The sequence below is a fragment of the Rhizobium grahamii genome (genome assembly GCF_009498215.1).
GTDB classification, from domain to species: domain Bacteria; phylum Pseudomonadota; class Alphaproteobacteria; order Rhizobiales; family Rhizobiaceae; genus Rhizobium; species Rhizobium grahamii_A.
This window is the reverse complement of the sequence record NZ_CP043498.1, coordinates 3,622,526-3,643,504: the sequence shown is the minus strand read 5'-3', so window position 1 is coordinate 3,643,504 and position 20,979 is coordinate 3,622,526. Positions and strand designations below refer to the sequence as shown.

Here is a 20,979-nt window from a genome sequence, read left to right as displayed (position 1 = left end):
CTTCCAGGCCGACAGGAGCGTCTCTCGGCCTTTCCGATGCGGCGGAGCACTCGTCCTGACGACTTGCGATCCCCTGCTGCAACCATCATCGAACGCCGGACTCTCGACCAGTTTTGTCAGATCCGGTTCACGACCCGGCTCCCTGTCCAATGACGCGATCAGTATGGGCTGGACTACGAAAGCGGGGATGGATGGGGGACGATGTGATCAGCAACTCGTTGAGAGTGCAGTATAGTTTTTCACCGCATAAGCTCATTATCCCCGCGACACGGCCGCGCTCACTGATCTTTAGCTGTCGGTCTGCGTACGAAGTTTGCCGCGCTGGCGCGCATCGGCGCGCCACAGTTTGCGCCGTGCATCCGCCGTTTCGAGGTGCCGGTATTTCCCTCCCGAGAACTTGGGCCAGTCCAGCGCCAGACCCATGCGCACGAGTTCGGCCGACAGATCGCGTCCATCCGAGAGGAAGCAATCCGCGACCACGCGGTCATAGGAGAGTTCCGGTCTGATCCGAGCCGTTACCGTCTGGCCCTTGCACAGCTGGACCAGCGCCCATTTTGACTGCTTGCCCCACGGGTGATCGAGTTCCGGCGCATCGATTCCGGCCAAGCGAATGCGAACGCTGTCGATGATGATGGTATCGCCGTCGACGACCCAGCACCGGCCGCTCAGAACGGTCTCGACTTTGGGAGGCGGGACAGGATTGGTGACAACGACAATCGATTCATAGCGTCGCTTCTGGACTCTGCCCCTGCCGGAAAACAACCGAACCAAAACCCGAAACAGCCGCATGCCCCCTCCGCAATGCATCCCATCCCCGCCATATCGGCGGACATGCTGCGTTAAAGCTTGGCGCAATTCAGCGTTGCGCGCAAGCAGGGTGCGTTATCAACTATATCGAGCGTGCGCGGCGCAGGGTCTCGCGTACGAAGTCCGTCTTGCCGCCGGTGTAGTAGGACCAATCGTCATTCGCCTCGCCCATTAGGCGAAGCTTGAGTGCCGCATAAGCATCCGCCCTCTCCCGGTGCGCCCTCAGATAGTCGCGGAAAATGATGCGATCGCGGAGCACGGCGTTGTCGGATGTGCAGAGGTAGAGCCGGGCACCATAAGAGCCCTTGCCGCTGGTGAAGGCCCAGCTCTGGTCGTTGTACTTGTCGCCGTGAAAGGTGTAGACGGGCAGGCCCTTGATACGCTCGATCGCGACCGGCAAGGCTTGCTGCTCAGTGAAGGCGGCATGCAGATCGATCTTTGGCTTGGCGGCGAGACCCGGTACAGATGTGCTGCCGACATGATGGAAGACCGGCGCCAGATCCGACAGCACCGGCTCTAGTTCCGCCCGGACCTCGATAAAGAGCCTCGGCCAGTCTGGATCGTAGGGAACGACAACAATCGCCATCGTCCCTCCTTCGATCTCACGCGACTTCCGCGAGGAAGCTGTTCAGCGCATCCACGATCCTGCGCTCGCCTTCTTCCAGCGAGTCGCTGTTGTCGAGATCGATCACGTCGTAATCACCGCGCACGGTCAAAGGACCACGGGCGAGACGCGCCATGATATCTTCATGCGTTTCGCGGCCACGAGCCTCGAGACGCGTTGCCAGCACCTCGGCACGCGCCGTCACGTTGATGACCTTGAGGCGCGGGAACACCGCCTTGAAGTGGTGAAGCGCCGAGCGGGAGCCGTTGGCGATGACAAGGTTTCCCTGTGCGAGCGAAACCGACACTTCGGCCGGAATGCCGTACTTCAAGCCGTGCGCTTCCCACCAGACCGCGAAGTTTCCGGCCTGCTCCATCGACGCGAAGCCCTGGTTCGACACTGCGAGGTGGTGCTCGCCGCCCGCCTCGCTGTCACGCGTGATGACGCGGCGGACGAAATGCACATCCTGGCGGCCCTGGAAATGCTTGGCGGCAAGCGCCATCAGCGTGTCCTTGCCGGCGCCGCTCGGGCCGACGACGACGACCATGATGCCGCGTTCTGTGCCAGGAACGATGTGAGGTTCGTGCGACGGGTTCATGCGACACGGCGCCCTTCGCGCCAGACGGAGCGGCTGACCGGAACGCCGTGATCACGGTGAACGCGGACGAGGTCGGCACGCAAGCCCTGAGCGATCCGGCCGCGGTCATTGAGGCTGACGGTGCGGGCGGGTGTCGAGGTGACCATGGCGATCGCCTTGGGCAACGTAATTCCTTCGACCTCGTCAGCGAGGATGAAGGGCGCGTAAAGCAGGCTGAGCGGAACATAGTCGGACGAGAGAACGTCGAGCACGCCACGTTCGGCGAGATCGCGGGCGGCGATGTTGCCGGAGTGCGACTTGCCGCGCACCACATTCGGTGCACCCATGAGCACGCTCATGCCGTGGCCGTGCGAGGCCTTGGCGGCGTCGAAGCTCGTCGGGAATTCCGCGAGGCGCACACCGTTCTCGATCGCTTCGTCGACATGGGCAAGCGTTGCGTCGTCGTGGCTGGCGACGGTGATGCCGCGCTCGGCACAGACCTTGGCGATGGCGAGGCGGTGTGGCGTGGAGTTGCGTTCGGATTCCGAAACGCGGCGATCGACGAACTTGGCGAACTCGGCGTCCGAGAGGCCGCGCTTCTTCTGATAGTAGAAGATGTACTGGTCCATCGTCTGGAACTGACGCTGGCCGGGGGCATGATCCATCAGCGAGACCAGACGGACATAGGGATCGTTTTCGAAATCGGCGAAGTGCTGCAGCACGTTATCGGCGGAGACTTCGCAGCGCAGGTGGATCAGGTGCTCGGCGCGCAGGCGACCTTCCTGTTCGGCCTGCTGGATCGCATCGGCCATCTCGCGCATTTCGCCATGCTCGAAGCCGCCGTCTTCGTCGGCGCCCATGCGCAGGCAATCGAAAACAGTGGTGATGCCCGAGGTGACGATCTGGGCGTCGTGCGCCTGGATCGCTGCCGTCTTGTGCCAGCGCAGGCCGGGGCGCGGCGAATAGTGACCTTCGAGGTGGTCGGTATGCAGTTCGACGAGACCGGGGATCAGGTAGTCACCCTCGAAGTCTTCGCCGACATGCGAGCTGCCCGTCGAGATATCGGCAATCTTGCCATCGCGGACGAGGACCGATCCGCTGACGATCTCTTCCTCGAGGACGATACGCGCATTGGAAAAGACGGTTTCTTTGCTCATGGATCAGGTCTTTCAGCTTTCGGCGCCGGCAAGCGGCCACCAGGAATGAACTTTGAACGGGGCGCCGCGCGCCTCCTCGACGAATACGGCCAGGCCGGAGATTGCCAGCGGCCGGCCCGTGAAGGCCGAAAATCGCTCGGCCAGAATTTCCTTCATCACGCCGGATCGCTCGGGCGGCACCTTGCCGGTCAGGGTCATGTGGAAACCGAAGTCATCCATCACGTAGGGATATCCCCAGCGCAGGAGATTGGCCCTCTGGCTTTCCGTCAGTTCCTCCGGCTTGCGGCGCGCGACATCGGCTTCCGATAGCGCGGCACGAAACGGTTCGAAGGACTTTACCACCTTCGCAGCGAAATCCTGAAGTGGGGGATGCAGGAAACCGGGTACGAGCGCGAAAAAGCGGCCGAGTTGCCCCAACACCAGTTCCGGGATCTCGAAAGCAGACGTGCGAGCGGCAAAATCCTCGACGACCGGGATCAGGTCCTTCTCCGTTACCGAGGCCGCGAGGCTGAACGGCGCCTTGATCGTCGCATGGAAGCCGTAACGGCGCGGATCGGCGGTCAGCTCGAACTGCTCGCCGGCCGGCATTTCCGGATATTCGGGAGCCGGATAAGTTTCGCCGGTGAAAGCATCGCGACCCAGCCAGCGCGAGGCCGTTCCGTTCAAAGGATGATCCTTCGGCGGCGTGAAATAGAGTGCGTAGCGCAAGGCTCGTATCCTGGGAAATCGTTCTGAAAGCGGGCCGCAGTCTGCCGCGATTTGCGCGGCAACTGCAAGGCCGGTTTCCGGCTAAAAGATTTCCGTGACAGAATGATGATGGCCGAAGCCGATCCTCACATTTAATGTGACTTCGTTCCCATCAGCCGGTGACGCAGGGCATTCGAGGCCATGTCGAACAGGAACACAACCATCAGGATGAGAAGAACCATGTAGGCGACGTTTTCCCAGTTCGCGTTGGTGCGCATCGATTCCCAGAGCTTCAGGCCGATACCGCCCGCGCCAACGGCGCCGATGATCGTCGCACCGCGGACATTCGATTCCCACTGGTAAAGCGTCTGGCTGACAAAGACAGGAACGATCTGCGGGATGATGCCGTAGCGGTGCGTGAGCATCGTGGACGCACCTGTCGACTTGATGCCTTCGCGCGGCTTATTGTCGATATTCTCGAGGCCTTCGGAATAGAGTTTGCCGAGCGTGCCGGTTTCCGTGAGGAAGATCGCGCCGGAGCCGGCGAGTGGACCGGGGCCGAAGGCGCGGGTCAGGAACAGCGCCCATATCAGCATGTCGACCGAACGCAGGAAGTCGAAGGAGCGCTTCAGGACCTGATTCAACAGCCTGTTCGGCGTGATGTTGCGCGCTGCCAGGAACGCCAGCGGGAAGGCTGCCAGCGCACCGAGCAAAGTGCCGAGGAAGGCCATGACAATGGTCTGGAAAAGCTTGGTCCAGACATCGCCATGCTGCCAGGCGCTGTTGTACCAGATGTTGTCGAAAGCGAGCGACAGGTTGGATTGACCAGGCTTCAGTTCCGGACCCGAAACGATCAGGCTCAGGACCTCGCCGGCCGGCTTGTCGAAGAAGGGCGATTGGGTGTCGAAGACGAAGTTCGCCCAACCCAGGAAGCGCTTGCGGATCTTCACGCGATCGGCGGAAATGCTGACATCCCCGGCGAAGCCGAGATCGGCAAGAACGTTGTCGTCATAGACGGTCATCCAGCTCGGGACGGGGCCCACGACCTTCGGCGCACCGCCCGAGAGTTCGACCGGGACAGTGATGCCGTGGGCGGTGACGACGGCCTCGGTCTTCGAAACCGTGACCGTGCGGCTCTCACCACTCACCGAAACCGAGACGCTGCCATCCGGGTTGTTGACCACCCAATCGGGATGCGGGTTGTCGCCCAGCGGCGAGAAGCGCGGATACTTGACGGTGATGCCGGTATCGCCGATGCGAAACTCCGGCTGGACGTCATAGCTCACCCACTGGCTGAGATAGAGGCCGACACGTTCCCAATGCGCTTCGGCCAGCAGCTTCGGCAGGTCGAAGAACCAGGTGGCGTAAACGCCGTAGAGCAGCGTCGCGATGACGATCATCAGGCCGCCGAACCGCTGACGGAAGGAACGTTTGAAGTAATCCGGATAGCGGAGTTCGATTTCATGCATCCGGTTGGCGTCGATCACCGTCATGGCGGACCTCAATGCTGCAGAAGGAAGGCATGCTCGCCGACGAGGCGGCGGCGCAGCCATGCGGAGAACTGATCAACCACGACGATGGTGATGAAGAGCAACAGAACCAGTGCCACGGTCTTGGCACCGAAACCGCGCGAGATGGAAAGCTTCAGCTCCTCGCCGATGCCGCCGCCGCCGACGGCGCCGATGATGGTGGAGGCGCGTACGTTCACTTCAAGCCGCAGCAGCGCATAGGACATGAAATTCGGCAGAACCTGCGGCAAGGCCGCGAAGCGGACGCGCTCGGCCCAGCTGGCGCCGACGGCCTTCATGCCTTCGTCCGGCTTCATGTCGATGTTTTCGACGACTTCGTAGAAGAGCTTTCCGAGCGCGCCGATCGTGTGGAGGCTGACGGCGATGATGGCGGCGACCGGACCGATCGAGAGGATCGCGGCGAAGAGGCCGGCAATGACGATCTCGGGAAAGGCGCGCAGGAACTCCATGAAGCGCTTGACGACGATGCGCAGCGGCGAAGACGGCGACAGGTTTCGAGCTGCGAGGAAGCTCAGCGGCATTGCGAAGACGACGCCGATGATGGTCGAGACCAGCGCGATGTTGATCGTGATGATCATCAGCTCGAAATATTCGGGAATGTAGAAGCTGCCCCATACGGGCACGCGACCGAGCGCGAAATTGTATTCTTCGCCGGTCTGGTGGTTCGGGCTTTCGATATCGAACAGTGCCCGCCAGACGTCGTTCCAGTCTTTCGGAACGAGCCAGCTCACGAAATCGAACAGATGCGGAAGACGCTCGATGAAATGGCCGGCATTGCTTTCGTCGGCAAACTTCACGGAACTGACGAAAGCGACGAACAGGATCAACAGGCCGAGACCGGTGTAGAGGCGTCGGCGCGCGACCATTTTGCTCCACGCCTCGCCGATTTCATGGGCGCTCTGCTGCGGTTGCTGCGCGCGGTGCGTCTGGGAATGAGGATCGGCAAAAGTCATGAAACGATGTCCGCTTTCTTGGCAGGAAAAAGGGCGGCCACAAGGGCCGCCCCTCTCGATCTGGAGATCGATCAGCCGCCGATGGCAGCCTTACGAGCGTCGATGATCGCGTTGTAGAAGTCAGGCTTGACCTTGGAGTAGCCCTTGAAGTCGCCGCCTTCGATGGCTGCGAAGCACTTGGCGTCCGTCTGCGGGAGCTTCATGAAGAAGTCCGTGAGCTTGGCCTGCCACTCGGTGCCGAGTTCGTTGCGAACGACGAGCGGGCCGTTCGGGATGAGCGGCGAGCGCCATACTTCAACGAGCTTGTTCGGATCGACGGTGCCCTTGTCGACAGCCTTGCGGAAGGTGCCGGAGGTGTAGCCGTCCTTGAAGTCGCCGATGCCCGAGCTATCGTCAACAGCGATGTCGACCTTGCCGTCATAGGCGGCGAGAAGGTTGTTCTCGTGGCCGCCGTTGAACTGCGTCGAAGCGAAGTACTTGTCGTTCGGAACGCCGGTGTCCTTCGGGATCTGCGTCAGCGGGATCAGGTAACCAGACGTGGAGTCCGGATCGGCGTAGCCGAGCTTCTTGCCCTTGGCGTCCTTGATGTCCTTGATGCCGGCGGACTTCAGGGCGAGACCGATCGAGTAGTAGCCGGTCGAGCCGTCTTCCTGCTGCGTCGTCAGGATCGGTGTTACAGCCTTCGGGTCCTTGATATGGACGGCTGCGTAGCCGGAAGCGCCGAGTTCGGCGAAGTCGAGCGTGCCGCCGAGGAGACCCTGGATAACGCCGTCATAGTCGGCGGCCGGGAAGAGCGAGACCTTCTCGAAGCCGAATTCCTTCTTCAGGTGATCGGAAAGGCAGGCGTAGTTGCGAAGACGATCGGCTTCGTTTTCGCCACCGAGGATACCGACGCGGAATTCCTTGAGGTCGGCAGCATGCGAAACGCCAGCGAGCGCAAACAGCGCCGTGGCGGCAAAAAGTGCTTTCTTCAACATGGTTCTCTCCTGATTGACCGGGGTCTCCGGCAATTCTGTTTAAGAAGAAGTGTGCCCATAACGCAGGCTTACGATCGAGGCCGCCCCTCTCAGAGACCGGCCAGCGCCAGCGGTTGCAAGCCGGCGGATTGTTGCGCGGCCGCGGCCGCGGGAATGTTGATTGCGGTCGACGTCATCGTTTCGTCGATGCCGGCGCCGTCCTTGTCGGTGCCGTAGATCTGCTTGACGGCTTCGGCCGTCAGTTCGGACGGCTTGCCATCGAAGACGACGCGACCGGCCGACATGCCGACGATGCGCTCGCAGTAATTGCGCGCGGTGTCGAGCGTATGCAGGTTGGTGACGACGGTGATGCCTTCACGCTCGTTGATGTCGCGGAGTGCATCCATGACGATCTTGGCGTTCAGCGGATCGAGCGAGGCGATCGGCTCATCGGCGAGCAGCATCTTCGGGTTCTGCATCAGGGCGCGGGCAATGGCGACGCGCTGCTGCTGGCCACCCGACAGGGTGCCGGCCATCTGCAGCGCCGTCTGCTCGATACCGAGACGCTCAAGCGCGGCAATGGCATGGATGCGCTCTTCGCGGCTGAAAACGCCAAGCAGGCTCATCGTGGTCGAGCGATGGTTGAGACGGCCGAGCATGACATTCGTCAGCACGTCGAGGCGCGGCACGAGATTGAACTGCTGAAAGATCATCGCGCAATCGCGCTGCCAGTTGCGCAGCGCATGACCGCGCAGACGCGAGACTTCGACGCCGGCGAAATGGATCGAGCCCGACGTCGGCTCCTGCAGGCGGTTGATCATGCGCAGAAGCGTGGACTTGCCGGCGCCGGAACGGCCGATGATCCCGACCATCTGTCCCTGAGGAATGTCGAGCGTCACGGAATCGACGGCAGTCTTGGTTCCGAAACGGCGGGTGACATTCTTCAGTTCGAACATCATGCTCTTCCTCATAGTCCAGATGCGATATGGGGGAGTGCATTAGTCCCGGTTCGTGAAGCTCCAATGTCAGTTTTATGTAAGGACTGTCATAATGGGAGCTTTCGGCGGCCGCGAAAGCCAGACGGGCCGCGCGCAGCCAAAAATCAGCCAATCGGCGCCTTTTCCGGGATTTCCAACCGAGCCTGCTGTCGTTGACGGTTGACCCGACAGCCGGTCGATGGCAGGCAATCCCGATCGACGATAGTGGAGTAAAGCGATGGATCAGACACTCTTCAAAAGCCTGTGCAAGGCCGGGAAGTTCAAAGAGGCACTCGCTCTCGCCATCAGCGGACACGAGGACGAGAAGTTCACGCCCAGCCGCTTTTCCATGGACAAGAAGACCGGGCTGCCGATCTTCTATCGCGGCAACAAGCGCGTCGAGCCCGATGAGACCGGGGAATGGCAGTTGTCGAAGAACCCGTGGGCGTAAGGGCCGAAGCCAAGAGTTGATCACGGCAAGGCTGCGTTTAAGGCCTACCGGAAATCGCCACAGCCGCGAAGGTCAACCGGCGTGAGCAGTTCAGCGGTCGCCCTTGCCGCGCAAGGACAGTCGGCCGCGCTCGGCGAGCTCATCGGCCCGCTCGTTGCCGGCAAGGCCCGCATGGCCCTTACACCAGGCGATGGTCATCAGACGGTTAAGAGACAGCTGACCGTCGATCGCCTTCCAGAGTTGCGCGTTCGCGATCGTTCGGCCTCGGAGCTTCGTGTTGGCGCTGATCTTCTTCCAGCCGTTGTTCTTCCAGATGTGGCGCCATTGATTGCAGCCTCTGACGGCGTAAGCCGAATCGGACCAGACGACGGCCGTTTCCTCCGTGGCGTTGGCGTTGATCCACTTAACGGCTTCGAGCAGGGCGATCAGTTCTGTCGTATTGTTGGCGGTGTCCTTGACGCCGCCAAAACCGGAGGCGATTTCCGCATCGTCGCGATAGACCGCGAAGGCCCAGCCGCCTTCCCCGGAGACGGGTTCGTAGCAACCATCGGCGAAGACGTGGAGGGAGTGCGAGGCAGCGATACTTTCAGGGAACAGGATAGTGTCGATGTTATCGGTCATTTACGCCTTGTGACGTCCATCCGTAGGGATGGATGGCGGGAGGCTCGGTCTTACACCGAGCCATCAGGGACGCCAGACCTATTCGGCAGCAGCCAGAAACACCGTATTCTCAGAGGTAGATGCAAGAGCGCGAACCCTGGCTTCCGTCTTGGCGATCAGCCGATAGAACTCTTCTTGCGCGTCAACATCGAGCTGGATGACGGCATTTACTTCGTCCGGGGTATCGCAGACGCAGGCGACCGCAGATATCGGACAGATGCCACCCGGATACCGCTTGCCGGTTCCCGTATAGGCGCGACGGCCCCACTGTTCGGAATAGACCGTTTCCTCACGATCCAGCTCCAGGATCGTGCCCTTGCAGGCCGTCACGATCGCAGCCTTGCCATAAGCGAACCAATGATAGTTCAGCTTGCGCAGAATATACTTGCCAGTGATATCTTCGCCGGCCAATTCTGCCGGATCTTCAATCATTCTGATCATGACGACTTCCTCAAGATCAGTCTAATATCCATGAAGTATGATTCTGAGACAAGCTGGAAAATTGTAGCTTTTGTAACGACTTAGTCACAATGTGTTTCCGATTCTTACAGGAACTGGCATTCGCGCCAGCTCATCCACGGCCAAGACGCATGGTTATCCTTGCGGTAAACAGGGTCGCCTCCTGTTCTTTCCTAGCAGAGACAGACGCGACTATTATGACAATGGAGTGCGCCGATGCTTCGTCGGCTGCATGTTTTTAGCGCCCGGGCGAGCCGTGAGGAGCGGAGGTCGGTCGGCCGATTTTTGGGCGGCCAAGCTCCGGGGCTGGACGAGCGCCCCTTTTAGGGGCGCCCGATCATGCTTCGTAGCGGGCGAGGAAATCTTCGGCGCTCAGCGCGCGGAAATCGGCCAGGGCAACGCGCAGGCGGTCGTGCTCCCAGTCCCACCAGGCGAGCTTGTCCATCCGTTCGCCGACGTCCTTCGGGAAGCGTTCGCGGATCAGCTTGGCCGGGACGCCACCGACGATGGTGTAAGGGGCGACATCCTTGGAGACGACGGCACCGGCGCCGATGACCGCGCCATTGCCGACCGTGACGCCGGGGAGGATGGTGACTCCATGGCCGATCCAGACGTCATGGCCGATGACGACGCGGTTCGAGCGGCGCCATTCGAAGAAGTCGGTCTCCATGTCGGCATCCGGCCAATAATCGGCGGCGCGATAGCTGAAGTGGTGCAGCGTCGCTCGCCAGGTCGGGTGGTTGGTGGCATTGATGCGGACCGACGCTGCGATGTTGACGAACTTGCCGATCGTTGCGCACCAGATGGCGCCGTCCTGCATGACATAGGAATAGTCGCCGAATTCGACTTCCTCGATGCGGCAACGCTCCGAGACCTCCGTGAAGCGGCCGAAGGTGGCGTTCTTCACGGAAGCGGTTTCATGGAAATAGGGCTCGAGGCCAATCTTGCGGCTCATGCTGCGATTGCCTTTCGCGGCGAGAACTTCTGGACGTCGAGAATGCGGTCGGCGACAGCCTCGCGCACTTCCTCATCGTGGAAGATGCCAAGCAGGGCGACGCCTGCCTTCTTCTTCTCCTCGATCATGCCGACGACGACGGCGCGGTTCCTGGCGTCGAGCGAGGCGGTCGGCTCGTCGAGCAGCAGGACGGTGTGATCGGTAATGAAGCCTCGGGCGATGTTGACGCGCTGCTGCTCGCCGCCCGAAAAGGTGGCGGGCGGAAGCTGCCAGAGCGCTTCTGGCAGGTTCAGCTTCGAAAGAAGGTCTGCGGCCTTCTCGCGCGCCGTTTCCGCCTTCTCGCCACGGGCGACCAGCGGCTCGGCCACCACGTCGATGGCGGCGACACGCGGCACGGTGCGCAGGAACTGGCTGACATAGCCAAGCGTATCACGGCGCACGGCGATGACGGTGCGCGGGTCGGCTGTTGCCAGGTCGACAATCTTGTCGTGATGCTTGATGAGGATCTGGCCGCTATCGACGGCGTAGTTGCCGTAGATCATCTTCAGGAGCGAGCTCTTGCCGATGCCAGACGGGCCGCCGAGGACGACGCATTCCCCGCATGCTACGGAAAAGGATACATCCGAGACGACGGGCAGCTTGATGCCGTCGCGCAGGTGCATGGTGAAGCTCTTGACGACTTCAGAAACAACGAGTGGCGTTGCCATGATTTCTTTCCTTAGTTTCGCTTGCCTCGGACACCGTTAGCCGGAGTCTGAACAGCATTCGCGATCAGACCTGCAGGATGGAGGAAACGAGGAGCTGCGTGTAGGGCTCGCGCGGATCGTCGAGCACGCGATCGGTCAGCCCCTGCTCGATGACATGGCCATCCTTCATCACCATCATGCGGTGCGACAGCAGGCGCGCGACGGCGAGATCGTGAGTGACGATGATCGCGGCAAGGCCGAGATCGTTGACGAGGCCGCGCACGAGATCGAGCAGGCGGGCCTGCACCGACACATCGAGGCCACCGGTCGGCTCGTCCATGAAGACCAGGCGCGGGCCGGTCACTAGGTTGCGGGCGATCTGCAGGCGCTGGCGCATGCCGCCGGAGAAGGCGCGCGGCTGGTCGTCGATACGGCCCTCATCGATCTCGACGCGCTGCAGCCAGTCGATGGCGGTGGAGCGGATATTGCCGTAGTGGCGGTCACCGATCGCCATCAGACGCTCACCGACATTGGCACCGGCCGAGACCGTCATGCGCAGACCGTCAGCCGGATTCTGATGCACGAAACCCCAGTCGGTGCGCATGAGGAAGCGGCGCTCGGCCTCGCTCATGCGGTATAGGTCGCGATAGGCGCCGTCGCGCATGTGGTATTCGACGCTGCCCGTCGTCGGCATCAAACGGGTCGAGATGCAGTTGAGCAGCGTGGTCTTGCCTGAGCCGGATTCGCCGACGATGGCGAGCACTTCGCCGGGCCAGAGCTCGAAGGAGACATTGCGGCAGCCGATGCGGTTGCCGTAGAACTTCGAGACGTCATTGACTTTGAGAAGCGGGGTGTCGGTCATGGCGCGATATCCTTGAATGATGGTGCGTGGCACTCACCCCCCTCTGTCCTGCCGGACATCTCCCCCTCAAGGGGGGAGATCGGATGGGCGCGCCCGTTCGCTCCTCGGTCATTGTGTGAATGGAAGATGGCCACTTGCCGATCTCCCCCTTGAGGGGGAGATGCCCGGCAGGGCAGAGGGGGGTAATGCTGGCGCTGTGGCCGATTATCTCCGCCCTCATTCGGCGGCCTCCCGGCCCGGTGCCAACATCTCGCCGGCATGCCCGTGGGCGCGGCGGTCTTCGCAATGGTCAGTATCGGAGCAGACGAACATGCGCCCGCCCTTGTCGTCGAGGATGACTTCGTCGAGGTAGACCTCTTCGGCGCCGCAGAGCGCACAGGGCTTGCCGAAGCGCTGGATCTCGAAGGGGTAGTCGTCGAAATCGAGGCTGACGACTTCGGTATAGGGCGGAACGGCATAGATGCGCTTCTCGCGCCCCGCCCCGAAGAGCTGCAGCGCATCCGACATGTGCATTTTCGGATTGTCGAACTTCGGCGTCGGCGACGGGTCCATGACGTAGCGGCCGGCAACCTTGACTGGATAGGCATAGGTCTTGGAGATGCGGCCGTTGTGCGCGATGTCCTCGTAGAGTTTCACATGCATGAGGCCGTATTCCTCAAGCGCGTGCATCTTGCGGGTTTCCGTCTCGCGCGGCTCGAGGAAGCGGAGCGGTTCCGGGATCGGCACCTGGTAGACGAGCACCTGTTTGTCGCCGAGCTTTTCTTCGGGGATGCGGTGGCGGGTCTGGATGATCGTCGCATCCTTGGTGTGCGTCGTCACCGCGACATTCGCGACCTTCTGGAAGAAGGCGCGGATCGAGACGGCGTTGGTCGTGTCGTCGGCGCCCTGGTCGATGACCTTCAGCACGTCATCCGGCCCGATGATCGAGGCCGTGACCTGCACGCCGCCAGTGCCCCAGCCGTACGGCATCGGCATTTCGCGGGAGGCGAAAGGTACCTGGTAACCAGGGATGGCGATCGCCTTCAGGATGGCGCGGCGGATCATGCGCTTCGTCTGCTCGTCCAGATAAGCGAAATTGTAGCTGGCTAGGTCGGTCATTCCGCCGCCTCCTTCATGGTATCGTCGCCACCGATGCGGCCCGCTTCGAATTCGTTGCGCATGCGGCGGACCAGATCGAGTTCCGCCTGGAAGTCGACGTAGTGCGGCAGCTTCAGATGCTCGACGAAGCCGGTCGACTGGACGTTGTCGGCATGCGAGATGACGAATTCCTCGTCCTGTGCCGGGGCGGTGATGTCCTCACCGAGCTCGTCGGCGCGCAGCGCCCGGTCGACGAGCGACATGGACATTGCCTTGCGCTCGCTCTGGCCGAAGACGAGCCCATAGCCACGGGTGAACTGCGGCGGCGCCTTGGACGAACCCTTGAACTGGTTGACCATCTGGCATTCGGTGACCTGGATGAGCCCAAGCGAAACGGCGAAGCCGAGTTCGGGAACATCGAATTCGACCTCGACCTCACCGATGCGGATTTCGCCGGTGAAGGGATGGTTGCGGCCGTAACCGCGTTGGGTCGAATAGCCGAGCGCCAACAGGAAGCCTTCGTCGCCGCGGGCCAACGCCTGCAGGCGCAGATCGCGGGTCATCGGGAACTCCATCGGCTCGCGTGTCAGGTCGCCGATCTCGTGATCTTCGGGCATTTCGCCATCGCCCTCGATCAGGCCTTCCTGCGCGAGGATTTCCGAAACGCGCATGACGCGGCCGATTTCTGCATCGCGAAGCGTCGGCTCCTCGACCGCTTCATCGGTAAGGAGCGACGGGTCGAGAAGGCGATGCGTATAGTCGAAGGTCGGGCCGAGCAGCTGGCCGCCGGGCAGATCCTTGTAGGTGGCCGAGACGCGGCGCTCGATCTTCATGCGCGCCGTGTCGATCGGCTTGCTATAGCCGAAGCGCGGCAGCGTCGTGCGGTAGGCGCGAAGCAGGAAGATCGCTTCGATCATGTCACCGCGCGACTGGCGGACGGCGAGAGCGGCAAGCGTTCGATCGTAGAGCGAGGCTTCGGCCATGACGCGATCGACGGCCAGCGCCAGCTGCGCCACGATCTGGTCGATACCGATAGCCGGCAACGAACGGTCGCCACGACGGCGATCCGCCAGCAGGCGATGGGCGTTGGCAATGGCGGCCTCGCCCCCTTTGACAGCAACATACATGGGTCACATCTCCGTTGCGGTGATCTTGGTGGTGCGCGGCAGGCAGACGAACCGGCTGCCCGAGGTCAGCACGATGTCGATGCCGCGCGGGAAAAGAGCACGGTTCTCCGTCCAGAGGCGCAGGAAGGTATCGGGCAGGCCAAGCGGCGCGATGTCCGTCACCGTCTTGATGCCGGGACCCATCAGCGCCAGCCTGCGGCCGCCTTCGATGTCAGCCAGTTCGATGACCAGCGTCGTCGAACGGTCCGGATATTCCTGGGTGCCGGCGGCAAAGAGACCGAAGGACGACAGCGGCGTTCCGGCTTCGACGAAGGCGAAGCGCGCTTCGGCCTTCTCAGGCGTGACAGGCGCGCCGGTGTGGAAACCGAGCCATTGCGGCACGGCCGATTTTGCGAGCCCCGACGACAACCAGACGGGCGTGTCATGGTCGCAGAGCGTCAGCGCGATCGCGCCTGCCGCAACGCCGAGAGGGGCCGGCGGCAGGGCGTCGGGAGCGACCGTCTGGATTGTGCCCGGACGCGCCATCGCATCCATCATCAGCTTGAACACGCTCTGGGCGTGGAAGACCGGCTCGGCAAAGCCCCCAGCCAACACGTCATTCTTAGGAACTTCTGTCTTGAGGCTCATCAGTCGTCTCCGCGAACCATGGTGAAGAAATCGACGCGGGTTGCCGCCGTCTCATCGGCCTTGCGGCGATCGGCATCGGCCACGCGTGCCTCGACCGGCTGCAGAAGCGCCTGCTCGACGAAGGATTGCGTCGCCTGCTCCTGCCAGAGGGCATCGAAGATGGCGGAAAGCCGGGCCTTCTCGCGATCGGTGCCGAGCGCCTGGGCGTGACCGACGGAGCCCGATGCAAGGCGCACGGTGGCACGTGTCACCGTCACCTCACCGAGGTTGAACCGCGCACCGCCGCCACCCATCCGGCCCGGACCATGACGAGGCCCGTTTCCGGGCCGCGCACAGGCTGGACCGCCGGCTTTTCCGCCAGCTTGTCCCAAGCCTCGACCAGCTCCTGCCGCTCCGCACGCGCAAGCAGGTCGACGACGCGCTTGCGCCCACCTGCCGCCGGCTCATTCTTTTCCGCTAAGGTCATCGCCACATCCTTTAAATGTCTATTGATATAGACAACTATACAATATATGGTTACGCTTAAATCGGCGACATGACAAGCGTGTGACATCAAGGGGTAAAATGGCTGGGCAGGTACAAAGACAGACGGGCGTGGCGCTGTGGCGGCAGATCGCGGACCGCATTCGCCAGGCGATCAGCGCCGGCGCCTATGACGAGACCGGCATGGTGCCGCCGGAGATGGTGCTGGCGCTGCAGTTCGGCGTCAACAGACATACGGTGAGAAGTGCGATCGCGGCGCTTGCCCAGGAAGGCATCGTGCGCGCCGTACAGGGACGCGGCACGCTGATCGAGCGCAAGGAGCGGCTGAACTTTCCGATCACCAAGCGCACGCGCTTTACATCAGGGATCGGCGAGCAGGCACGCGAGATGCGCGGGCTATTGCTCTCCTATTCGGAGGAGAGGGCCGACGCGGAGGTGGCGCGCGGGCTGAAGATCCGGCCAGGCGAGCCGGTCATCCGCATGGAAACGGTTCGCAAGGCGGATGGCCGCCCGGTCTCCTGCGCGACGGCGTGGTTTCCGGCCGCGCGCTTCGGCGGTATGCCCGACGTCTACAAGCGGACGGAATCGATCACCAAGGCCTTTGCCGAGCTTGGGCTATCGGATTACGTGCGCGCGACCACCGAGATCACCGCCGTCCATGCCGACGAGGCGGATACCGCAGCACTCGAACTGGCCCCCGGCGCGATCCTGCTGATCACCAAGGCCGTCAACACCGACCTCGAGGGCGTGCCGGTCCAATACGCGATCAGCCGGTTTGCAGCCGACCGGGTGCAGTTCACGATCGAGAATTGAGAGGGCTGAAAGTATCCGTCATCCTGCTGCGGATGACGCCGAGTACGGATCTGCCTTATCGCAGAATCGAAAAGGCGCGGCCCATGAGACCGCGCCTTTTCAACTGTAAAACAATCGATATCAGTGTGCGCCGGACATGTCGCCGAGCACTTCCTTGGAAGCGACCGTCGAGTCGGCATTGAGCTTGTAGACCATCGGCACGCCGGTCGCGAGGTTGACGCCGAGGATCTGTTCCTTGGTCAGGCGGTCGAGCACCATGACCAGCGAGCGCAGCGAGTTGCCGTGAGCGGCGACCAGCACCTTTTCGCCGCGGAGCACGCGGGGCAGGATTTCCGTCAGGTAGTACGGCCAGACGCGGGCGCCGGTGTCGCGCAGGCTTTCGCCGCCCGGAGGCGGTACGTCGTAGGAGCGGCGCCAGATGTGGACCTGCTCCTCGCCCCACTTGGCGCGGGCGTCGTCCTTGTTGAGGCCGGAGAGATCGCCGTAGTCGCGCTCGTTCAGCGCCTGATCCTTGATCGTCTCCAGACCGGGCTGGCCGACATTGTCGAGGATGATCTTCAGCGTATCCTGGGCGCGCTTCAGATCAGAGGTGAAGGCGATGTCGAACTTGATGCCGTAGTCGGCCAGCGCCTTGCCGCCGGTGTTGGCTTCCTGAACGCCGAGCTCGGTGAGCTCCGGGTTCTTCCAGCCGGTGAAAAGGTTCTTCAGGTTCCAGTCGCTCTGGCCGTGGCGAACGAGGACGAGGGTACCGCTCATGAAATATGCCTCCAAAATAGATCAGTGTTGGGAAAGCCCGAGCACGTCGAGCATGGAATAGAGACCGGGTTTCTTGTCGCGCGCCCAAAGGGCGGCCTTGATGGCGCCGCGTGCGAAAATCGAACGATCGCCGGCGCTGTGCGACATGGTGACCAGCTCGCCTTCGCCGGCGAAAACGACCGAATGTTCGCCGATGACCGAGCCGCCGCGCAGCGTGGCAAAACCGATCGTGCCGGCTTCACGCGGGCCTGTGTGGCCGTCGCGGACGCGCACGGAATGCGTGGCGAAATCGACGCCGCGCCCCTTGGCGGCAGCCGCGCCGAGCAACAGGGCAGTGCCTGATGGGGCATCGACCTTGCGCTTGTGGTGCATTTCGAGAACTTCGATATCCCAATCGGCCGGATCGAGCGCGCGGGCGGCCTGTTCGACAAGGACGCTCAAGAGATTGACGCCGAGGCCCATGTTGCCCGACTTGACGACGCGGGCGTGGCGGGCGGCGGCTGCGATCCTCGCTTCGTCCTCGGTCGAGCATCCGGTCGTGCCGATGATATGGACGATGCGGGCCTGGGCTGCGAGTGCTGCAAATTCGTTGGTTGTATCAGGCGTGGTGAAATCGAGAACGCCGTCGGCATGCAGGAAAGCCGCCAGCGGATCGTCGCCAATGATGATGCCGTTCGGGCCGAGGCCTGCGATCTCGCCGGCATCCTTGCCGACGAAGGCAGAGCCTGGGCGGGCAACGGCGGCATGCAGGGTCACACCCTCGATCTCGTGGACCAACCGGATGAGCGCCTGCCCCATGCGACCTGCTGCACCAACCACCACCAGCTTCATCGCAGCATCGCTCATGTCACCACACTATCCTGTATCAGTATAATTCCGAGGCTGCCGGCCTCTGAAGGTTGTTGAGGCGAGCGTAGAGACCGTCATCACGCTTCGCAAGCGCCTCATGCGTGCCCTCTTCGACGACCCTGCCCTGCTGCATGACGACGATCTTGTCGGCGCGGACGACGGTCGAAAGGCGGTGAGCGATGACGACGACTGTGCGGCCGGTCATGGCCTCGTCGAGCGCCTTCTGTACGGCGGCTTCCGATTCCGTGTCGAGCGCGGAGGTCGCTTCGTCGAGCAACAGGATCGGCGCGTTGCGCACGAGCGCACGCGCGATCGACAGGCGCTGACGTTGGCCGCCCGACAGCGTTACACCGTTTTCGCCGACGGGCGTATCGTAACCCTGCGGCTGGGCGAGGATGAACTCGTGCGCATAGGCGAGACGGGCGGCTTCCTCGATTTCCGCATCGGTGGCCTCCGGGCGACCATAGCGAATGTTGTCGCGGATCGAGCCCTCGAAGAGATAGGGCTGCTGCGACACGTAGGCCAGCTGGTGACGCAGCGACTGCTTCGTGACATGCGCGATGTCCTGGCCATCAATCAGGATCGATCCGGCCTTCGGATCATAGAAGCGCGGAATGAGATTGATGATCGTCGACTTGCCGGCCCCCGATGGCCCCACCAGCGCCGTGGTCTTTCCGCCTTCGGCAACGAAGTTCAGGCCATTCAGGACGTTCTCGTCGCCATAGCCGAAGGCCACGTCGCGAAACTCGATGCGCGCGGCGGTGACGACAAGCGGCTTCGCATCCGGCAGATCGCGCTGCCGCGGCTCCATGTCGAGGAGTTCGTAGATCATGCGCGCATTGACGGCCGCGCGCTCCATCTGCACCTGCAGCTTCGCCAGGCGACGCGCCGGGTCGTAGGCAAGCAGGAGCGCGGTAACGAACGAGAAGAATGCGCCGGGAGGCGCATTGAAATAGATCGACCGGTAGGCGGCGTAGGCCAGAACGCTTGCGACAGCGAGGCCGGCAAAGCTTTCCGTCATCGGCGCATTGCGTTCCGAAAGGCGGGCGATCTTGTTGGCGCGGCTTTCCGCAGCCGTGATGATCTTGTTGATCTTGCCTTCAAGCTCGGCTTCCATCGTGAAGGCCTTTACGATGGAGATACCCTGGATGGTTTCCTGCATCGCGCCGAGCACGTGGCTGTTGAGGTCGATCGCCTCCTTGGTGGCCTGGCGCAGACGCCGGGACAGATAGCGCAGGGCGATCAGCAGCGGCGGCGCGAGAACCAGGACCGCCAGGCTGAGCAGGGGATCCTGGTAGACCATGACGCCGATCAGCGAAACGAAGGTCAGAAGATCGCGCGCGGTCGAGGTGACCGTCAGGTTCAGGACATCGCCGATGCCGCTGACATTCTGGCTGACCTGAGCGGCGATGCGGGCCGAGCGAGCCTCGTTGAAGAAGCCGACTGACAGCGTCATCAGATGCGAATAGAGGCGGCGCTGATAGCGCGCCACGATATTGTTGCTGACCTTCGACAAGGCCACGGCCTGGCCGTAGCTCGCAAAACCGCGCAGCACGAAGGCAACGAAAATCGAAAGACAGATGACCCACACCACATCGGCGCGGCGATTGGCGAAGGCCTCATCGATGACCGACCGCATGATCCAGGCGGTAAAGGCCGTGGAAAGCGCGACGATCACGAGGCATGTGATCGCAATAGCGTAGCCCCAGATATGCTCGCGCCCATTTTCGGCAATAATACGCTTCAGGACGGCGGTAACCGTGCTGCTGTCAACGGGGCGCTGCGAAGTATCTGGTGACGGCAAAAATCGGGCTTCCTGTCTCGGACCAGTGCGCCGCAGCTGCAGCGCACGCTCGGGCGGCTCTATAAAGAGTTGCCGCCCATTTGGCTAGAGCGGCCTAGCGCCGCCAGCGGCGACCATCGGTCGAAACGCCGAAGCTCTCCGGCCTGCGGGCAAAGGACGACAGTCCTGCCAGGGCCGCGAGAGGATGGGTCACGACGTAGGTGGGGATCTTCGCGAGCAGCCCGGAATGCGGCGCCTTGTCCTCGAAGGCAGCACGAAATTCCGGACGGCGGAGTGCCGGCAATATCTTCTGCGAGATGCCGCCCGACAGGAAGACGCCGCCGCGGGCCATGAAGACGAGCGCCATGTCGCCGGCAACCCGGCCAAGATAGGTCGAAAACAGCGAAACTGTCTCGACAGCGATCTTGTCGGTGTCCGCCAGCGCATGCGAGGTGATATCGGCCGGATCGCTGTAGGCCGGCTCGATGCCATCGGCGGCGCAGATCGCCTTGTAGAGATGGACGATACCGCGGCCGCAGAGGATCTGCTCGGCCGACACGCGTCCCTCAATCGTCTCGACATGCGGGAAAATCTCGTAGTCGCGCTTGCTGCGCGGTCCGAGATCGATATGGCCGCCCTCGCCCGGAACCGGGATCCAGGTGTTCTGCGCATGCAGCAGGCCGCCGACGCCAAGGCCGGTGCCCGGGCCGAGCACCACGCGAGAGGCGACGACATCACCAGACGCATCGCCCAGGCGTTCCCGATGCTCGTCAGAGAGATGGGCAATCGCAAGTGCCTGCGCCTCGAAGTCATTGACGACAAGCACATCCTCGAGCCCGAGGCCCTCGATCATCGTGCGCGGGCGCACCACCCAATCGCAGTTCGTCAGCGGGATTTCGTCCTCGCGGATCGGGCCGGCGACGGCCAGGATCGCGGAGCGTGGCTTGACGGCGCTCTTTTCCATGATCGCGGCGCGGATGGCATCGTCGATCGTCTCGAAATCCGCGGTCCGGACGTTCGGAAAATTGATCTGCTCCGCGTCGGCATCAGCGATGATCGCGAAGCGGGCATTGGTGCCGCCGATGTCGCCGATAAGGATCGGATAAGGCATTCTTGCTTCGTTGGTGTCGGACTGTAGCATCTC

At 62.4% G+C, this 20,979-nt stretch carries 23 protein-coding genes and 1 pseudogene; 2 read left to right on the top strand and 22 right to left on the bottom strand.

The genetic code is table 11. The features are described 5' to 3' along the window. Positions 1 to 288: 288 nt before the first annotated feature. The 9 genes from FZ934_RS17540 to phnC all read right to left on the bottom strand — a co-directional run bounded on the left by FZ934_RS17540 (position 289) and on the right by phnC (position 8,226). Positions 289 to 789 carry a thermonuclease family protein gene (locus tag FZ934_RS17540; RefSeq protein ID WP_153272115.1) on the bottom strand — a complete coding sequence of 167 codons (501 nt, stop codon included), beginning with the start codon at positions 787 to 789 and terminating at the stop codon, positions 289 to 291. 100 nt (positions 790 to 889) lie between these two features. Then, positions 890 to 1,393, bottom strand: a complete 504-nt coding sequence (locus FZ934_RS17535; protein ID WP_153272114.1) for a GrpB family protein — start codon at positions 1,391 to 1,393, stop codon at positions 890 to 892. 16 nt (positions 1,394 to 1,409) lie between these two features. After that, on the bottom strand, positions 1,410 to 2,009 hold the full coding sequence (gene phnN, locus FZ934_RS17530) for a phosphonate metabolism protein/1,5-bisphosphokinase (PRPP-forming) PhnN (RefSeq protein WP_153272113.1): 600 nt from the start codon (positions 2,007 to 2,009) through the stop codon (positions 1,410 to 1,412). Further along, complete coding sequence (locus FZ934_RS17525; RefSeq protein ID WP_153272112.1) at positions 2,006 to 3,145, bottom strand: alpha-D-ribose 1-methylphosphonate 5-triphosphate diphosphatase; 1,140 nt, start codon at positions 3,143 to 3,145, stop codon at positions 2,006 to 2,008. Before FZ934_RS17525 ends, phnN begins: the two co-directional genes overlap by 4 nt. Before the next feature lie 12 nt (positions 3,146 to 3,157). After that, complete coding sequence (locus FZ934_RS17520) at positions 3,158 to 3,853, bottom strand: DUF1045 domain-containing protein (RefSeq protein WP_153272111.1); 696 nt, start codon at positions 3,851 to 3,853, stop codon at positions 3,158 to 3,160. 131 nt (positions 3,854 to 3,984) lie between these two features. Then, positions 3,985 to 5,325, bottom strand: a complete 1,341-nt coding sequence (gene phnE, locus FZ934_RS17515) for a phosphonate ABC transporter, permease protein PhnE (protein WP_153272110.1) — start codon at positions 5,323 to 5,325, stop codon at positions 3,985 to 3,987. Positions 5,326 to 5,333: 8 nt separating this feature from the next. After that, complete coding sequence (gene phnE / locus FZ934_RS17510; protein ID WP_153272109.1) at positions 5,334 to 6,314, bottom strand: phosphonate ABC transporter, permease protein PhnE; 981 nt, start codon at positions 6,312 to 6,314, stop codon at positions 5,334 to 5,336. Positions 6,315 to 6,385: 71 nt separating this feature from the next. Continuing rightward, positions 6,386 to 7,291 carry a phosphonate ABC transporter substrate-binding protein gene (phnD, locus tag FZ934_RS17505; protein ID WP_153272108.1) on the bottom strand — a complete coding sequence of 302 codons (906 nt, stop codon included), beginning with the start codon at positions 7,289 to 7,291 and terminating at the stop codon, positions 6,386 to 6,388. Positions 7,292 to 7,380: 89 nt separating this feature from the next. Then, the gene (gene phnC / locus FZ934_RS17500; RefSeq protein WP_194273812.1) at positions 7,381 to 8,226 is read right to left on the bottom strand and encodes a phosphonate ABC transporter ATP-binding protein; all 846 of its coding nucleotides are present in this window, start codon (positions 8,224 to 8,226) and stop codon (positions 7,381 to 7,383) included. A gap of 259 nt (positions 8,227 to 8,485) precedes the next feature. On the opposite strand from phnC, the gene FZ934_RS17495 reads away from it, so the two are divergent. Next, positions 8,486 to 8,698: a hypothetical protein gene (locus tag FZ934_RS17495; protein ID WP_153272106.1), complete on the top strand. Its 213-nt coding sequence runs from the start codon at positions 8,486 to 8,488 to the stop codon at positions 8,696 to 8,698. A gap of 90 nt (positions 8,699 to 8,788) precedes the next feature. On the opposite strand, the gene FZ934_RS17490 is transcribed toward FZ934_RS17495, so the two are convergent. The 9 genes and pseudogenes from FZ934_RS17490 to phnG all read right to left on the bottom strand — a co-directional run bounded on the left by FZ934_RS17490 (position 8,789) and on the right by phnG (position 15,617). Then, positions 8,789 to 9,319, bottom strand: coding sequence for a ribonuclease H family protein (locus FZ934_RS17490; RefSeq protein WP_153272105.1), 531 nt, complete (start codon positions 9,317 to 9,319; stop codon positions 8,789 to 8,791). 78 nt (positions 9,320 to 9,397) lie between these two features. Continuing rightward, positions 9,398 to 9,799, bottom strand: coding sequence for a hypothetical protein (locus FZ934_RS17485; protein WP_065691015.1), 402 nt, complete (start codon positions 9,797 to 9,799; stop codon positions 9,398 to 9,400). 355 nt (positions 9,800 to 10,154) lie between these two features. Next, a complete protein-coding gene (locus FZ934_RS17480; protein ID WP_153272104.1) occupies positions 10,155 to 10,772 on the bottom strand; it encodes a DapH/DapD/GlmU-related protein in 618 nt (205 codons plus the stop codon). After that, positions 10,769 to 11,479, bottom strand: a complete 711-nt coding sequence (gene phnL, locus FZ934_RS17475) for a phosphonate C-P lyase system protein PhnL (protein WP_153272103.1) — start codon at positions 11,477 to 11,479, stop codon at positions 10,769 to 10,771. The genes FZ934_RS17480 and phnL overlap by 4 nt, the downstream gene beginning before the upstream one ends. 64 nt (positions 11,480 to 11,543) lie before the next feature. Then, positions 11,544 to 12,320, bottom strand: a complete 777-nt coding sequence (gene phnK, locus FZ934_RS17470; RefSeq protein WP_153272102.1) for a phosphonate C-P lyase system protein PhnK — start codon at positions 12,318 to 12,320, stop codon at positions 11,544 to 11,546. Between the two features lie 216 nt (positions 12,321 to 12,536). Further along, complete coding sequence (locus tag FZ934_RS17465; protein WP_153272101.1) at positions 12,537 to 13,418, bottom strand: alpha-D-ribose 1-methylphosphonate 5-phosphate C-P-lyase PhnJ; 882 nt, start codon at positions 13,416 to 13,418, stop codon at positions 12,537 to 12,539. Next, positions 13,415 to 14,524 (bottom strand): carbon-phosphorus lyase complex subunit PhnI, encoded by a 1,110-nt coding sequence (locus FZ934_RS17460; RefSeq protein ID WP_153272100.1) that lies wholly within the window; start codon positions 14,522 to 14,524, stop codon positions 13,415 to 13,417. Before FZ934_RS17460 ends, FZ934_RS17465 begins: the two co-directional genes overlap by 4 nt. Before the next feature lie 3 nt (positions 14,525 to 14,527). Beyond that, a complete protein-coding gene (gene phnH, locus FZ934_RS17455) occupies positions 14,528 to 15,151 on the bottom strand; it encodes a phosphonate C-P lyase system protein PhnH (protein WP_153272099.1) in 624 nt (207 codons plus the stop codon). Further along, positions 15,151 to 15,617 (bottom strand): annotated as a pseudogene (phnG, locus tag FZ934_RS17450) (phosphonate C-P lyase system protein PhnG). The gene phnH and the pseudogene phnG overlap by 1 nt, the downstream one beginning before the upstream one ends. A 98-nt stretch (positions 15,618 to 15,715) precedes the next feature. Here phnG and phnF point away from each other — a divergent pair. Further along, the gene (gene phnF, locus FZ934_RS17445) at positions 15,716 to 16,447 is read left to right on the top strand and encodes a phosphonate metabolism transcriptional regulator PhnF (RefSeq protein ID WP_153272098.1); all 732 of its coding nucleotides are present in this window, start codon (positions 15,716 to 15,718) and stop codon (positions 16,445 to 16,447) included. 120 nt (positions 16,448 to 16,567) lie between these two features. Here the strand turns inward: phnF and FZ934_RS17440 are convergent, their stop codons facing one another. The 4 genes from FZ934_RS17440 to FZ934_RS17425 all read right to left on the bottom strand — a co-directional run bounded on the left by FZ934_RS17440 (position 16,568) and on the right by FZ934_RS17425 (position 20,976). Next, positions 16,568 to 17,203: a 2,3-bisphosphoglycerate-dependent phosphoglycerate mutase gene (locus tag FZ934_RS17440; RefSeq protein WP_113360928.1), complete on the bottom strand. Its 636-nt coding sequence runs from the start codon at positions 17,201 to 17,203 to the stop codon at positions 16,568 to 16,570. 21 nt (positions 17,204 to 17,224) lie between these two features. After that, on the bottom strand, positions 17,225 to 18,049 hold the full coding sequence (gene dapB, locus FZ934_RS17435) for a 4-hydroxy-tetrahydrodipicolinate reductase (RefSeq protein ID WP_153272097.1): 825 nt from the start codon (positions 18,047 to 18,049) through the stop codon (positions 17,225 to 17,227). Between the two features lie 19 nt (positions 18,050 to 18,068). After that, a complete protein-coding gene (locus tag FZ934_RS17430) occupies positions 18,069 to 19,856 on the bottom strand; it encodes an ABC transporter ATP-binding protein (RefSeq protein ID WP_153272096.1) in 1,788 nt (595 codons plus the stop codon). 94 nt (positions 19,857 to 19,950) lie between these two features. Beyond that, complete coding sequence (locus FZ934_RS17425; protein WP_153272095.1) at positions 19,951 to 20,976, bottom strand: glucokinase; 1,026 nt, start codon at positions 20,974 to 20,976, stop codon at positions 19,951 to 19,953. Between the last annotated feature and the right edge of the window lie 3 nt (positions 20,977 to 20,979).

Coding starts and splice junctions, on each gene's coding strand:
- FZ934_RS17540 (WP_153272115.1), bottom strand. CDS start 789: ATGCGGCTGTTTCGGGTTTTGGTTCGGTTGTTTTCCGGCAGGGGCAGA.
- FZ934_RS17535 (WP_153272114.1), bottom strand. CDS start 1,393: ATGGCGATTGTTGTCGTTCCCTACGATCCAGACTGGCCGAGGCTCTTT.
- phnN (WP_153272113.1), bottom strand. CDS start 2,009: ATGAACCCGTCGCACGAACCTCACATCGTTCCTGGCACAGAACGCGGC.
- FZ934_RS17525 (WP_153272112.1), bottom strand. CDS start 3,145: ATGAGCAAAGAAACCGTCTTTTCCAATGCGCGTATCGTCCTCGAGGAA.
- phnE (WP_153272110.1), bottom strand. CDS start 5,325: ATGACGGTGATCGACGCCAACCGGATGCATGAAATCGAACTCCGCTAT.
- phnE (WP_153272109.1), bottom strand. CDS start 6,314: ATGACTTTTGCCGATCCTCATTCCCAGACGCACCGCGCGCAGCAACCG.
- phnD (WP_153272108.1), bottom strand. CDS start 7,291: ATGTTGAAGAAAGCACTTTTTGCCGCCACGGCGCTGTTTGCGCTCGCT.
- phnC (WP_194273812.1), bottom strand. CDS start 8,226: ATGTTCGAACTGAAGAATGTCACCCGCCGTTTCGGAACCAAGACTGCC.
- FZ934_RS17495 (WP_153272106.1), top strand. CDS start 8,486: ATGGATCAGACACTCTTCAAAAGCCTGTGCAAGGCCGGGAAGTTCAAA.
- FZ934_RS17490 (WP_153272105.1), bottom strand. CDS start 9,319: ATGACCGATAACATCGACACTATCCTGTTCCCTGAAAGTATCGCTGCC.
- FZ934_RS17485 (WP_065691015.1), bottom strand. CDS start 9,799: ATGATCAGAATGATTGAAGATCCGGCAGAATTGGCCGGCGAAGATATC.
- FZ934_RS17480 (WP_153272104.1), bottom strand. CDS start 10,772: ATGAGCCGCAAGATTGGCCTCGAGCCCTATTTCCATGAAACCGCTTCC.
- phnL (WP_153272103.1), bottom strand. CDS start 11,479: ATGGCAACGCCACTCGTTGTTTCTGAAGTCGTCAAGAGCTTCACCATG.
- phnK (WP_153272102.1), bottom strand. CDS start 12,320: ATGACCGACACCCCGCTTCTCAAAGTCAATGACGTCTCGAAGTTCTAC.
- FZ934_RS17465 (WP_153272101.1), bottom strand. CDS start 13,418: ATGACCGACCTAGCCAGCTACAATTTCGCTTATCTGGACGAGCAGACG.
- FZ934_RS17460 (WP_153272100.1), bottom strand. CDS start 14,524: ATGTATGTTGCTGTCAAAGGGGGCGAGGCCGCCATTGCCAACGCCCAT.
- phnH (WP_153272099.1), bottom strand. CDS start 15,151: ATGAGCCTCAAGACAGAAGTTCCTAAGAATGACGTGTTGGCTGGGGGC.
- phnF (WP_153272098.1), top strand. CDS start 15,716: ATGGCTGGGCAGGTACAAAGACAGACGGGCGTGGCGCTGTGGCGGCAG.
- FZ934_RS17440 (WP_113360928.1), bottom strand. CDS start 17,203: ATGAGCGGTACCCTCGTCCTCGTTCGCCACGGCCAGAGCGACTGGAAC.
- dapB (WP_153272097.1), bottom strand. CDS start 18,049: ATGAGCGATGCTGCGATGAAGCTGGTGGTGGTTGGTGCAGCAGGTCGC.
- FZ934_RS17425 (WP_153272095.1), bottom strand. CDS start 20,976: ATGCTACAGTCCGACACCAACGAAGCAAGAATGCCTTATCCGATCCTT.